Annotated in this window: 14 protein-coding genes; 10 read left to right on the plus strand and 4 right to left on the minus strand. The window is 66.2% G+C overall.

From position 1 onward, the window contains the following. Positions 1 to 541: 541 nt before the first annotated feature. From E8P82_RS04040 to E8P82_RS04050, 3 genes are read left to right on the plus strand one after another with little or no spacing between them, the layout of a single operon-like run. Positions 542 to 1,768, plus strand: coding sequence for a LolA family protein (locus tag E8P82_RS04040; protein ID WP_136453195.1), 1,227 nt, complete (start codon positions 542 to 544; stop codon positions 1,766 to 1,768). Between the two features lie 53 nt (positions 1,769 to 1,821). Continuing rightward, positions 1,822 to 2,763 carry an ABC transporter ATP-binding protein gene (locus tag E8P82_RS04045; RefSeq protein ID WP_136453196.1) on the plus strand — a complete coding sequence of 314 codons (942 nt, stop codon included), beginning with the start codon at positions 1,822 to 1,824 and terminating at the stop codon, positions 2,761 to 2,763. Further along, entirely contained in the window at positions 2,753 to 3,616 is an 864-nt protein-coding gene (locus E8P82_RS04050) for an ABC transporter permease (protein ID WP_246020933.1), read from the plus strand. The genes E8P82_RS04045 and E8P82_RS04050 overlap by 11 nt, the downstream gene beginning before the upstream one ends. Before the next feature lie 26 nt (positions 3,617 to 3,642). Here the strand turns inward: E8P82_RS04050 and E8P82_RS04055 are convergent, their stop codons facing one another. After that, positions 3,643 to 3,972, minus strand: coding sequence for a hypothetical protein (locus E8P82_RS04055; RefSeq protein WP_136453197.1), 330 nt, complete (start codon positions 3,970 to 3,972; stop codon positions 3,643 to 3,645). Between the two features lie 62 nt (positions 3,973 to 4,034). Continuing rightward, a complete protein-coding gene (locus E8P82_RS04060) occupies positions 4,035 to 4,310 on the minus strand; it encodes a hypothetical protein (protein ID WP_136453198.1) in 276 nt (91 codons plus the stop codon). Between the two features lie 368 nt (positions 4,311 to 4,678). Here E8P82_RS04060 and E8P82_RS04065 point away from each other — a divergent pair, with 368 nt between their 5' ends. After that, the gene (locus E8P82_RS04065) at positions 4,679 to 5,407 is read left to right on the plus strand and encodes a hypothetical protein (RefSeq protein ID WP_136453199.1); all 729 of its coding nucleotides are present in this window, start codon (positions 4,679 to 4,681) and stop codon (positions 5,405 to 5,407) included. Continuing rightward, positions 5,404 to 6,189, plus strand: coding sequence for a hypothetical protein (locus tag E8P82_RS04070; RefSeq protein WP_136453200.1), 786 nt, complete (start codon positions 5,404 to 5,406; stop codon positions 6,187 to 6,189). Before E8P82_RS04065 ends, E8P82_RS04070 begins: the two co-directional genes overlap by 4 nt. 37 nt (positions 6,190 to 6,226) lie before the next feature. Here E8P82_RS04070 and E8P82_RS04075 read toward each other — a convergent pair whose 3' ends face one another. Continuing rightward, positions 6,227 to 7,636, minus strand: coding sequence for an amidase (locus E8P82_RS04075; RefSeq protein WP_136453201.1), 1,410 nt, complete (start codon positions 7,634 to 7,636; stop codon positions 6,227 to 6,229). Continuing rightward, positions 7,633 to 8,868 (minus strand): amidohydrolase, encoded by a 1,236-nt coding sequence (locus E8P82_RS04080; RefSeq protein ID WP_136453202.1) that lies wholly within the window; start codon positions 8,866 to 8,868, stop codon positions 7,633 to 7,635. Before E8P82_RS04080 ends, E8P82_RS04075 begins: the two co-directional genes overlap by 4 nt. Positions 8,869 to 9,071: 203 nt before the next feature. Between E8P82_RS04080 and E8P82_RS04085 the strand changes: the two genes are divergently transcribed. From E8P82_RS04085 to E8P82_RS04105, 5 genes are all read left to right on the plus strand, one after another. Next, a complete protein-coding gene (locus E8P82_RS04085; RefSeq protein ID WP_136453203.1) occupies positions 9,072 to 9,395 on the plus strand; it encodes a PadR family transcriptional regulator in 324 nt (107 codons plus the stop codon). Continuing rightward, on the plus strand, positions 9,392 to 9,916 hold the full coding sequence (locus E8P82_RS04090; protein ID WP_136453204.1) for a DUF2812 domain-containing protein: 525 nt from the start codon (positions 9,392 to 9,394) through the stop codon (positions 9,914 to 9,916). The genes E8P82_RS04085 and E8P82_RS04090 overlap by 4 nt, the downstream gene beginning before the upstream one ends. Positions 9,917 to 9,977: 61 nt before the next feature. Beyond that, positions 9,978 to 10,577 (plus strand): AAA family ATPase, encoded by a 600-nt coding sequence (locus E8P82_RS04095; RefSeq protein WP_342773222.1) that lies wholly within the window; start codon positions 9,978 to 9,980, stop codon positions 10,575 to 10,577. Between the two features lie 104 nt (positions 10,578 to 10,681). Continuing rightward, positions 10,682 to 11,716 (plus strand): LacI family DNA-binding transcriptional regulator, encoded by a 1,035-nt coding sequence (locus E8P82_RS04100; RefSeq protein ID WP_211096787.1) that lies wholly within the window; start codon positions 10,682 to 10,684, stop codon positions 11,714 to 11,716. Between the two features lie 47 nt (positions 11,717 to 11,763). Continuing rightward, positions 11,764 to 13,401, plus strand: a complete 1,638-nt coding sequence (locus tag E8P82_RS04105; protein WP_136453205.1) for an alpha-amylase family glycosyl hydrolase — start codon at positions 11,764 to 11,766, stop codon at positions 13,399 to 13,401. Positions 13,402 to 13,521: the final 120 nt, after the last annotated feature.

Consider the following 13,521-nt stretch of genomic DNA (forward strand, 5'->3'; position numbering starts at 1 on the left):
TGGAGCAGCCGCGTCGTTCCCACCGGCAGGGCTCGAGCAGTGGGATAGAACGACCCTTACCGCCGGCAGGGCAAGAGCAGTGGGAGGGAGCACCCCTTCCCACCGGCAGAGCCCGAGCAGTGGGATAGAACGACCCTTACCGCCGGCAGGGCATGAGCAGTGGGAGAGAGCGCCCACACCGAGCGTGGTTCCCACCAGCGGGGCTCGAGTACTGGAAGAGAGCGCCCGCACCGCGTCGTTCCCAGTGCAAGAGCTCGAGCAGTGGGATAGAACGCCCCATCCCGCCGGGAAAGCCCGAGCAGTGGGAGGGAGCACCCGCACCGAGCGTGGTTCCCACCAGCGGGGCTCGAGCAGTGGGAGGGAGCACCCCGCACCGAGCGTCGTTCGACTGCACCCGACGCCGCAGGACCAGCTCGATCGCAGGAGGCGGCACGCCCTCGGCTCCCCGCTCGTTCAGCAGATACCAGTACCCAGAGAAGTGTCAGGGCACCGGTGTAGCGTTAATCGACACAGGGCACAGATGCGTTCGAAAGGCTCACTCATGAACAAGAACTGGCGCTGGCTTCCCGCCGGCATCGTCCCCGCCGTCATCGTGGCAGCTTCCGTGAGCGGCACCGCCGTCGCCGAGGCACAACCACAACTTCCGGCGAAGACCGCCCAGGAACTGCTCGAGTTCGTGGCCACCGGCTCCGATGAGGCCTATTCCGGCACGGTGGAGCAGGAGTCGAATCTCGGCCTCCCTGATATCGGCATGGCGACGCCGCCGGGTGGAACCTCGAGTTCCGATCCCACCTCCATGGCGCTGGAACTGCTGACCGGTGAGCACACGGCCCGTGTCTTCGTCGACGGACCGGACAGGGCACGCGTCCAGGTGCTGGACGAGCTCGCCGAGCGCGATGTCATCGTGAACGAGAACGAGATCTGGTCCTACGACTCGAGAGCGAACGAAGCCAGGCACGTCGTGCTACCTGACAAGGATGCGGTCAAGGCCGAGCTGGAGACGAAGCTGCAGGAGAATGCCGCGAAGCACCCCGAACTGCAGGACCTTCCGCGTACCCCGGCCGAGCTTGCGGAGACGTTCCTCGCGAAGATCGACCCCGATACCGCGGTCACGGTCAGCGGGACCAGCCGGGTCGCTGACAGGAGCGCCTACGAGTTGCTCCTTACTCCGGAGGACCCGTCCACCCTGATCGGATCGATCTCCGTGAGCGTCGATTCGGAGACGGGCGTTCCGCTCGGTGTCGCCGTCCAGGCGAAGGGCCAGGAGGATGCAGCGTTCGAGGCCGGTTTCAGTGACGTCGACTTCGCCGCACCCGATGCGGGTCTCTTCGAGTTCACCCCTCCTGCCGGTGCCACCGTGACGGAAGCGCCCACTGCGGACGAGCTCGAGACCGAACTCAAGGCGAAGACCGAGGGCAAGACCGGAGAGAATACCCAGTCGCTGCCTGCCGGATCCCCCGAGAAACCCACCGTCGTCGGCGAGGGCTGGAGTACCATCGTGGAACTGCCCATCGGCAGCGCGGGCCTGATGGGCCTGAAGCCGGGGTCCGACCCTGACGCGGGAATGGGCGAGATCATGGAGATCGAGCCCGGGATGGACCCGGAGGACATCGCTGGAGCGCAGGCCATGCTCGATCAGGCCCTGACCGAGGTGGACGGCGGACGCGCGCTCCAGACCGCGCTCGCCTCGGTCCTGATCACCGACGACGGACGTGTCCTCGTCGGTGCCGTCGGGATCGACCAGCTCATCGCCGCCTCCCAGCAGTGACGATCAGGCCACCCGAGGAGTCCGCACTGCCCGTGCGGACTCCACGGGTGAATATGGCAAGTCTCGCGATCCAAACGCACGGACTCACGAAGGTCTTCGGCAAGCAGGCTGTTGTCGGTGGCATCGATCTCGCCGTGCCCAGCGGCACGGTGTTCGGATTCCTCGGGCCCAATGGGTCGGGGAAGACCACCACCATCCGCATGCTCCTCGGTCTGGCTGCCGCCTCGAGCGGGGAGATCAATCTGCTCGACGGCGTCATGCCCCGTGATGCGCGCGCCGTGCTTCCCCGGGTCGGCGCCCTGGTCGAAGGGCCGGCGATCTACCCGTTCCTCTCCGGACGTGCCAATCTTCAGCGCTTCGATGCGGCAGACCGTCACACCTCCCCCAGCACGCGTAATGCGCGGGTGGATGCGGCGCTCGAGCGCGTGGGCCTGGGGCATGCGGCGACCAAACGGGCGCATGCCTACTCGCTCGGAATGAAGCAGCGCCTCGGAATCGCCAATGCGCTCCTGGCCCCGCGGGAACTGCTGATCCTCGACGAACCCACGAACGGCCTCGACCCGCAGGGCACCCGCGAGGTCCGCAATCTCATCAAGTCCCTGTCCGACGACGGCACCACCATCTTCGTCTCGAGTCACCTGCTCGCCGAGGTGGAGCAGATGTGCTCCATGGTCGCCGTGATGAGCGCCGGACGCCTCGTGGCGCAGGGCACCCTGGACGAACTCCGCAGCGAGGGAATCGCCAGGGTGCGTGTCACCACTCCCGACCACGTCGAGGCCCGCCGCGTGCTCGCCGGTCTCGGGCTCGACACCGAAACACACGGGCGCGACGACGTCGTCACGGCTGAACTCTCCGTGCCGGGGCTCCTTCCGGAGACCGTCAATGCTGCGCTGGTCCGTGCGGATGTGCGCGTGCGGGGATTCGAGACCAGCGGTGCGTCCCTCGAGGACCGTTTCGTCGCACTGACCGGAGAGGGGTTCGACGTTGCCGGCTGAATCCACAGTTGTCCGTCCACCACGGTCCGGGGGAGCCCTCGGTCTGACCCTCGTGCTCTCCGAGATCACCGTCCTGTTCCGCAGGCTGCGGACCTGGGCGATGATCGGCGCATTGGCCCTGATCCCTGTCCTGATCGCCGTCGTGGTTCGGGTATCCTCCGACGGATCGGGCAGCGGGCGCGGTCCGGCATTCCTGAACAGCATCACCCAGAACGGCCTGTTCGTCTCCCTCACCGCCCTGACCGTGGCGATCCCGCTCTTCCTGCCGCTGACCATCGGCGTCGTCGCCGGCGACACCATCGCCGGCGAAGCGAATCTGGGCACACTGCGGTACCTGCTCGTCGCACCGGCCGGCCGCATCCGGCTCCTGCTCGTGAAGTATGCCGGAGCCGCGCTGTTCTGCTTCGTTGCAACGCTTACCGTCGTGGTGACGGGCGGCATCATCGGTGCGTTGCTCTTTCCGGTGGGGCCCGTCACACTCCTGTCCGGCGATACCGTCGGCATTGCCGGCTACTTCGTGCGCCTGTTGCTCCTGGCCCTGTACGTGACGGTCTCCCTGCTGGGGTTGAGCGCCATCGGGCTGTTCATCTCGACGCTGACCACCATCCCCGTCGGCGCCATGGCTGCCACCGCTGCGCTGGCCGCCGTCGCACAGATCCTCGGAGCCCTACCGCAGCTCGAGTGGCTGCACCCGTGGCTGTTCACCAACTACTGGCTGGGCTTCGCGGATCTGCTGCGCGAGCCGATCGTGTGGACCTCCTTCGCCGACAACGCGCTGCTGCAGGCCGGCTACATCGCCGTCTTCGGTACCCTGGCATACGGCCGCTTCAGTACCAAGGACATCCTGAGCTGATCAAGGAAGTCGTACCGGGCCAGGGCTCATTGCGTACGGGATCGGAGGTCCGCGAGGTCGTGTCGCTCGCTCGCTGCGGTCCTATCACGCGCGATTGCACTTCGGATGACCAGCGATGTCACGGCGAGCATGGCTGCAAGGGTCACGGACAGTCCCACCAGGACTATCAGAACCATCGAAACGATGACCGCCCCTGGCGCTGTATCCCATGCGGCTGACAGGGGTATCAGCCCGAGCTCGCTCCCGGCACCGAAGTTCCTGTCGACGAACGGCCCGACGACGGCCAGGACGACCGCAGCGATCGCGAATATGAGGCTGAATCGGGCTGCCGATTTCGCCAGTGCTTGTGCGGTCATGGATCTCCTCGAGGTCGTCATAGGGCGGCACGGTCGGCGCGGCGGCCGGCAAATTGAGCGTCCTAGTGATGGCCTGCCTCGGTGGTGCCGAACATGAGCGTGCGACGCTGCACGTCGTAGTACACGGTCTCCGCACTGGAAAGGAGATCCTGCAGATTGTCCGCGTCATCGGCGTCGATGGTGAGGACCTCTTCCCACGCACCCTGGTCGAGCACGAGCTGGAGGGTCCATATGCCCGGCTGTCCCGGCTCTCCCGCGACCCAGCTGAACTGGTAGTGGCTGAGTTGACGGACCTTGATGGTGTCGTCGGTGATCGGCTGGCTCGGATTCTGTGCCATGACTGAACTCCTCCTCGAGATGACCCCGTACCGACCCGATCGGCGACGCCGCCGTGAGAACGGGATGCGCCTTCGTCATGCCAGTCCGGGAACGGATGCCCCTAGCTTAGGTTCGGTCCGTCACACAGCGCTAGATGCCACAGGCATTGAACTTCCCGATGAACAACTACCTGAGCATTTGGGGAAGCCTGACGATGACACACGGCTTGATCTGCTCGGGCCGACCGCATGACAACGAAACGCAGGAGCCAACACCGGGCCATCGAATCTACCGAAGTCTTCAATGTTGGGTTGAAGTCGTGTCTGTCCTGGTTTTGGCGCTGCCTTGGATGCATCCTGCGAGTACAGTCCGATCACCAGGAACCACGATGTTGGAGGATGAGATGAAAGCCACTCCCGCCATTCTGCTTGTTGCAGCCGCCCTGACGTTGAGTGCATGTTCCACGGCAGACGAACCATCTGAAGCCAATGGAAGCGCGGCAGCGAGCCCAGCACCAACATCATCGCTCATGCCGAGCGAACCCGTGGTGCCGTCCACTTCGCCCTCGAGTTCTTCCGCACCACCGGCATCGACCAGCTCACCCGACTCGTCAGCTCCTTCACCCTCTCCTTCACCGGAGGGCGAAGGAGAGGAATTACCGGAGAGCGAGGACCAGGAGTCGGGCGCACCCACTGTCCCAACAGGTAAGGCCGGAGCGACACTCGGCCTGGCGGACTTCTTCGAGCCATCCAGCGATTGGGAGGAGAACCGATACGAGGTTGCTGGGGAGGCCAACGTCTCCGGAATCTCAGCCGAGGTGAGCGGCCACGACGAATCACAAGCTGAGCGCCTCGAGTTGCGCCTTGCCAACAACTTCGACCGCCTGGACTTCACGGTCGGTCAGGCCAACGACTCCAGTTCCTCGGACCAGACCATGGTTGTGCAGGTACTGGGAAACAATAAACAACTCGATGTCCAGCAGGTACCGTTCAATGCCCAGCAGCCCATCAGCGTCGATGTGAGCGGAGTCAACGCCGTAGTGATCAATTTCTACCTTGAGGACTCCAGCACCTATGGAAGTGTGAACGCTGTTCTGTCCGACATCACCGCAGAATGAAGCGGGAGTACAGGTCGGAGCAGCACGTAGGAAATCTGATTGCGATTGTCGGCATAGTTGTCGCTCTTCTTGTGGGAATTGCCACGATCTATGTGGCCTTCTATTTGAGCGGGAACAACACGACGGATTCCGCCACGGCCGCGCCCAGCGCTTCCTCCGTTCCCGGAGAAGTCTCGGCTACGCGTTCTACGCAAGCTGATACTGGCTCGAGCGGACTCGAGACCGGAGACTGCCTCTCGTCGAACGGCGAACAGCTCCCCTGCGACGTTTCGCATGAGCGGGAAGTATTCGCGGCAGCACCGGACTGCACGCAGGAAGGTCTCATCGCCTACCTGGGTGGAGCGTTGCACCGGGATGTGCTTCGGAGCGACATCTCGATCGGAGAGGAAGCGGGTGCCACGTGTGTCGTCGAGTTACCCTCGGACGTGACGACGTCTCGCACGCTCCACAATATTCTTGCCGATGAACAGAGTTCTGAAAGGACTCCGTGGCTCCGGCGGTGCTTCGATGATCGTAGCGAGCAGGACGTGGACTGCGGTCAGAACCATACGGGAGAATATGTCTGGGAGGCCGACCGGGCTTCGCTCGAACCGGTCAGTTGTTCAGCGCAGGCGAGTGAGTACATCGGTAGACCTGTTGAGCCGCTCTTTCGCACGCTCGATGTGGAAGACCTCTCGTCGAGCGAGCTGGCGCTGTGCCGCGTGTCTGTCAAAGGGGAGAATAGTCTCGAAGGGTCTCTGAGAGAACTTGCTTCCGACCAGCTTCAGCTGGCCCCTCGCTGAGCCATCGGGCTCCGGGAAAACTCCGAATCCGCTGAACCTACAGATCCGGTCCACGCTTCGCCCAGCCCGTGGCCTGCTCGAACGCGTACGCCACCTGCAGCAGCTCCACATCGGAGCCGTGCGGCATGGCCAGCTGCAGCCCCACCGGCAGTCCGTCGTCGCTGAAACCGGCCGGAACGGATACCGCCGGCAGTCCGGTCGCGGAGATCAGGCACGCCGAGCGCATCCAGTCCAGATAGGTCTCGAACTCCACACCGTTCACCGACGTCGGATACCGCTGCGCCGCATCGAAGGGCAGCACCTGCGTGGCCGGGGACGCGAAGACGTCGTACTCACCGAAGTAGCGCCGCACCCGCGTCTCCAGCCGGGTCCGGGCCAGGGCGGCGTCGACCAGATCCTGGGCAGTGAGCTGCAGCCCCTGCTCCACGTTCCAGCGCACCTCGGGTTTGATCACCTCCCCGTACCTGCGAACGAGCTCACCGAACGCGAGGACGAAGTCGAACGCCCGCGTGGTGGTGAAGACCTGGTCCGCGTCGCGGAGATCGGGAGCTGCCTCCTCGACGATCGCACCGAGATCCGTGAAGACCTGCAGCTGACCCTCGAGGACCCGCAACACCTCACGGTCCACGGGGACTCCGAGCCCGAAGTCGGCCGACCACCCGATGCGCAGCCCTGTCAGATCCCGCTCGAGGGATGACCCGAAGGATCCTGTCACCGGGTAGGCGTAGGGGACGCGCGCGTCGCACCCCGCGATCGCCCTCATACCCAGCGCGATGTCCTCCACGTCGCGTGCCATCAGTCCGGTGCGGGCGAGCCAGGACCACGCGTTGCGTGTCGGCACGGCGGGGACGACGCCGAGGGACGGCCGATAGCCGACGACGTTGCAGAACGACGCCGGGATGCGCAGCGATCCGCCCATGTCACTGCCGTCGCCCAGGGGCTGGATGCGTGCCGCGATGGCCGCCGCCGCTCCCCCGCTGCTCCCGCCGGCGCTGCGTGAGGTGTCGAACGGATTGACGGTGGTCCCGAAGACGTCGTTGAAGGTGTGCGACCCCGCGGCGAACTCCGGCACGTTGGTCTTGCCCGTGGTCACGACGCCGGCGTCCCTGAGCCGGGCGATGATCAGGTCGTCGAACGTAGGCACGAAATCCCTGAACACCGTGGACCCCTGCGTGGTGCGCATTCCCCGGGTGTTGTGGGTGTCCTTGTGAGTCATGGGCAGCCCGTGGAGCGGCGGGAGAACCGCGCCCGACGCCGTCAGGGCGTCGGCTGCCGCAGCGAGCGCCGTCGCACCCTCCCGGTCCCGAGTGACGACGGCGTTGATGCGCCCGTCGACGGCGTCGAGCTGGTCGAAGTGGGCGTCGAGCGCCTCCCGCGCCGAGACGTCCCGACGCCGGATGGCGCTGGTGAGCTCGACGGCGGACAGCTCGTGGAGCTCACCTCTCACGCGCCGTTGCCCACCCTGGACAGCAGTGCCGCCATGGCCGCCCGGACGCCGGTGGTCAACGTGGGTTCGATGGCCGGCGCGAAGTACGGCGAGTGGTTGCCCGGCACCGGGGCGTCGCCGTCGAGCAGTTCCTTGGGATGCGCGCCGAAGAACCAGTAGACGCTCGGGACGCCGATCGCCTCCGCGAGGAGACCGAAGTCCTCGCTGCCCATCACGGGCGGGGACTCGATGACGGCGTCGTCCCCGAGGACCTCGCCGAGCACCTTCATGAGCTCCGTGGTGGTGTCCGGATCGTTGTAGCACTTCGGGAAGCTGGAGATCTCCTCGATACCCGGTTCCGGCGCACCCGACGCGGCGGCCTCGGCGCTGATGATGCGGCGCAGCGATCCCAGAACCAGCTCGCGCACCTCCGGGTCGAACGTGCGCACATTGAGCGTGAACTCCGCCGACGCCGGGATGATGTTCTCCTTGAGCCCGCCGTGGAACGTGCCGATGGTGACGACGGCGGACTTCATGGGGTGCACCTCACGGGAGACGACGGTCTGCAGCCGTACCACCATGTGCGCGCCGAGGACGATCGGGTCGATGGAGAGCTCCGGCTGCGAGCCGTGGGACTGCTTGCCGTGAACGGTCACCTTCCAGGAGTCCGCCATGGCCATGGCGGTGCCCTTGCTGATGTCGACGGTGCCGGTGCGCCCCGGCCAGACGTGCTGGCCGTAGATGACCGACGGCTTCGGCGCCCTGTCCCACAGGCCGTCCGCCACCATGGCCTTCGCCCCGGCCGCGATCTCCTCCCCTGGCTGGAAGATGAAGACCACCGTGCCGGACCAGGCGTTCAGGTTCTCAGTGAGCAGCTGGGCCACGGTGAGCCCCACGGTCATGTGGGTGTCGTGCCCGCATCCGTGCATGACCGGCACCTCGGTGCCATCGGGAAGCGTCCCGGCCGCGGTGCTGGCGTAGTCCAGACCGGTGTCCTCGGCGATGGGCAGACCGTCGGTGTCGGCGCGGTAACCCACCACCGGCCCGTCGCCGTTCCGCAGGATCCCGACGACGCCGGTCCCTCCGCTCCGGAACGTCTCGAGCCCGAGCCCGTCGAGCTTCTCCTGGATGAACGCTGCGGTCCGTGTCTCCTGCATGGAGAGTTCGGGATTGGCGTGGAGATACCGGTACAGCTCGTGCATGGCGTCCGTGTGCGCCTCGGAGAGTTCGAGGACGGCGGTGTCGATGGTCATGGTGTCCTTTCGGGGACTGGAACGGAGATGCAGGCGGTCTCGGCCGCTCAGCGCATCGCGGTCAGGACCAGCCTAGTGAGGGGAGCTCCGAGATGTACGGCGGTCGGCGAGGTGATCTTCGCTCTCGCCATCCGCAGACGTCCATGCTTGAATATCAATCGTGGATATATCATTCAATGATGCTTGGGCGGGAAGGTACGAGTATGGCACGTAGCTCCGGTTTTGAGAGCGGTGATCTGGCCGATGCTGCTCTCCACGTTCTGCTCGCCCTCGTCCAGCCACGTCATGGCTACGCCGTGATGCAGTTCCTCGACCAGGAGAGCAGAGGAACCATCGCGCTCGGTCCGGCCTCGCTCTACACGACGCTCAAGAAACTTGTCGGGGCAGGACTCATCGAAGAACTTGACGGTGACGATTCCCGCCGCGTCTATCAGCTCAACACGAAGGGCCGCGAGGTCCTTGTCAGCAACATCGAACGGCGTCGCCAGCTACTGGCCATGGCCGACCACATCATGGAGGAATCATGAGCACCACCAGCAGGATGGGTAACGGCCTGGCCATCAGCCCCGAGAAGGATCTGGCCATGTTCGCCGACATGGCCAGCAAGGGGAAGCACCTGGACGGTGTCGCGATGCTGGGACACGGGTGGAGGTTCACCGACGGAGCGCCCGAGGACGCCGTCTTCGACCTTGCCTACGAGGGCAGCGCGTCGTCGGACTACTTCGACATCTTCCAGGCGGCCGGCTGGACACCGGTGCTCTCACTCGGGGACACACACATCTTCAAGGCAGCACCGGGCACGCCGCCTATCCACGTCGGCACCGACTCACGGCGCGAAGAACTCGCCCGGAATCGAGATCGCTACCTTCGCTACAGCGCTACGACTGTGGTGGCCTTCGTGCTCGTCATTCTGGGTATCGGTATGACGTCGTGGAATGCAGGGTTGGAAGTGGTTCTGGTAGTGGTGTTCTACGTGCCTGTCGTCTACACCGTCTTTCCGCTGGTCGGCTATTGGCGCCGCTTGAACACGCTGGATCGGTCGCGCTGACCGCCCCCGACGGCATACACCTCTGTCGAAGACCCACGACGGCGGCTGTCACACTGGGCGCATGGCCTTCGAACGCTTCCCCATCCGAAGACTGATCGAACACCCCTCCCACGGCCTCGACCGCCGCACGTGGCCGGCGACCCTGGCGCCCGTAGCCACGATCCTCGATCGCGGACTGGATCTCGGCCCTGCTACCGTCCTCGCCGATCACCTCCAGGTGATCCGGAATGCCGGTAGCACCCGTCGCGGATACTTCCTGAGGGCAGAGACCATGCACGGATTCTTCACCTACCTCGAGGCGAACCCGAGCACTACCAGGCGTGACGCTCCCTTCCACGAGATGTCAACGGTGAATCGTTCCTGGAACTCGTCGTCGATCGCTTTCGCGGACCGGGGCTGTGGGTCCTCGGACGAACCGGAGTCCGCACTGTCCTTCTCCGGATGCCTGGCCTTGCTCGGCGTACTGAAGGAGATTGTGGCATCAGGAGGATCTCAGGTGATCCTCTCGACGCACTCACCACTCCTGGCAGCCCTGCCACAGGCCCAGATCTTCGAAGTGGGTAGCTGGGGGCTGCGTGAGCGGCGTTGGAAGGATCTCGAGCTGGTCGACAGCTGGCAAGCGTTCCTCACCTCGCCCGAGCGCTACCTCAGACATCTCTGAGCGCAGCGCCGTCGAAACCTGTGAAGGACGGGCCGAAGCCGTCCGGAGGCGAAGCACGCAAACCTTTGCGCAGCAACGCACAGCCGGGCTCTAAACTTGGCCTGATGCATCAGGACTCCGATATGCCGCCCGCCCGGTCACGCCCGGTCACCCTGGCGACGGTGGCGCGTCATGCCCAGGTCCACGTCTCCACGGCCTCCCGGGCCCTCAGTGAAGCCCCCTCCGGCGTCGGCCCCGATACCGTGCGGCGCGTCCGCGAACTGGCAGCGGTCCTCGGCTACCGCCGCGACGTGGGTGCAGCAGGGTTACGGACGGGCAACTCGCGACTCATCGGCGTCCTGGTCCCCCGCCTCACGGATCTGGTCCTCGCCTCGATCTACGAGAGCATCGATGCTGCGGCGAGCGCGGCCGGCTACGGGACCGTCGTCGCCAATACCCTCGACGATCCTGAGCACCGCCGGGTCCGACTCGACGCGCTGCTCTCCCGCAGGATCGACGCTGTGATCATCGGCGACTCCCACAGCGGGGACTCCGCCGGTCTGGAACTCCGGGACCGGGGTGTGCCCTATGTGCTCGTCATGCGGACGCTGGAGGGGCATCCCTCGGTGTCGACCGACGACTATCATGGCGGCCGGCTCGCGGCCGAGCACCTCCTGGACCTCGGACATCACCGGGTGGGCGTGATCTGCGGAGATCAGCTCGCGAGTACCGGACGCGAGCGGACCCTGGGCTTCCGTCGGACGTTCGAGGCGGCGGGGTATCCGATTCCGGATGCCTACTCGATCGACTCGGGCTTCAGCACTCCGTCGGGGGCGGAGGCAGGCACGGAGCTGATGCGCCTGGCGGAGCCACCCACAGCTATCTTCGCGGTGCATGATCTCCTGGCCCTCGGTGCCATGGGCGCCATCCGGGATGCCGGCCGCCAGGTGGGGGAGGATGTGGCGCTCATCGGGTACAACGATCTCGATCTCGCCGCGACGCTGCCCGTCCCGCTGACGTCCATCCGCTCCGATCTGGCCGCCATGGGATCGCAGAGCGTCGATGCACTGCTCAGGGCACTGAACGGCGAAGTACCCCGGAGCGTTCTGCTGCCGCCGGAGCTCGTGATTCGCGCAACGACGCCGCGCCCGTCGGCGTAGGGCGTGGTGCACTGAACCCGACGATCCCAGCGAGGAACTCGAGGAGGATGACCGACGTGGAGCCGGACGACCGCTGGTGGCGGGACGCGGTGATCTACCAGGTCTATCCGCGCTCCTTCGCGGACGGTGACGGCGACGGCGTCGGGGACCTCACGGGTCTGCTCGGCCGCCTGCCGTATATTGCCTCGCTCGGTGTGGACGGGATCTGGCTGACGCCGTTCCAGCCGTCCCCGCAGGTGGACCAGGGCTACGACGTGAGCGACTACTGTGGCGTCGACCCTCTTTTCGGCACCATGGCCCAGTTCGACGAGCTGCTGGAGACCGCGCACCACCTGGGTCTGCGGGTCATCCTCGATGTGGTCCCGAACCACTGCTCGTCGGAGCATCCGCTGTTCCGGGCCGCCGTCGCCGCCGATCCCGGAACACCCGAACGCGCCATGTTCCACATCGAGGACGGGCGCAGTGACGGGCACGAGAACGGGCGCGGTGACGGGCCACCGAACAACTGGCAGAGCGTCTTCGGCGGCAGCGCCTGGAGCCGGATTCATCCCGGCTCGGCGACGGACCGGCAGTGGTACCTGCACCTCTTCTCCCCCGACCAGCCCGACTGGAACTGGCGGAACCCGGCCGTGGGCGACTACTTCGAGGACGTACTGCGCTTCTGGTTCGACCTGGGCGTGGACGGGCTGCGCATCGACGTCGCGCACGCGCTGTTCAAGGCGGAGGGACTGCCCGACGTCGTGGGCACGAACGACGTGGTCGACGGTCTGCGCTCCAACCCCCAGGTGTCCGATCAGGAGGAGGTCCACGACGTCTACCGGCGCTGGCGGCGCGTCGCCGATTCCTACTCCCCCACCCGCGTCCTCATCGGCGAGGTGAATCTCGACCCCGATCGTGCCGCCCGGTACACCCGCACCGACGAGATGCACCAGGCCTTCGCCTTCGCCTTCGCGAAACTGGGGTGGGATGCCGCGGCGTGGGCCGCGACCGGCACGGAGCTCGACGCCGCCCGCCGCGCCCACGGGGCGCCGCCCACCTGGGCCCTGGAGAACCATGACCTCGTCCGTACCGTGACCCGCTTCGGCAACGGTGAAGACGACGGCGAAGACGGTGCTGCACGCGGCGTCCTGCGTGCCCGCGCCGGGCTGCTCGCCCTCCTCGGGCTTCCCGGCGGCGCGTACCTCTACCAGGGCCAGGAGCTGAACCTGCCCGAGGTCGACGTGCCCGTCGAGGCCCGGATGGACCCGATGTGGGCCCGCAGCGGCGTGTCCCGGGACGGTGCCCGGGTACCGCTGCCGTGGACGGTCGCGTCGGGTGGCTCGTTCGGCTTCTCGCCTACGGACGACGTGACCGGTTGGCTGCCCACCCCACCGGACTGGGGCTCACGATCGGTCGAGGCGCAGGAACGGGACGAGGGCTCGGCGCTGCACCTCGTCAGGACCGCCCTGGACCTCCGCCGGCGACTGAGGGAAACCGGGGTGATCTCGCCCGACGACGGCGGGAGCTGGAGCGTCCACGACGGCGCACTGCTCGTCTGCGAGCGCGGAGAACGACTCCTGGTCGCCGTCGCGATGGGAGACGGGCCCGTCCGTCTGCCGGAGGGCGACGTCGTCCTCGCGTCCTCGCCCCTGACCGCCGAAGGCTCACTCCCACCCGACGCCGCCGCCTGGGTGGTGCGGAGCTAGGACCAATGCCGTGTAGTTAGGCGGTGGGTGGGGTTGTCAAGGACTTGGGTCGGGGAGGATGTTGATGCTGATGGTGGTCTGGTAGGTGGGGCCGCGGAGCCGGTTCTTGCCGGTGTTGGG

This window comes from Arthrobacter echini (genome assembly GCF_004803505.1).
GTDB lineage: Bacteria > Actinomycetota > Actinomycetes > Actinomycetales > Micrococcaceae > Arthrobacter_D > Arthrobacter_D echini.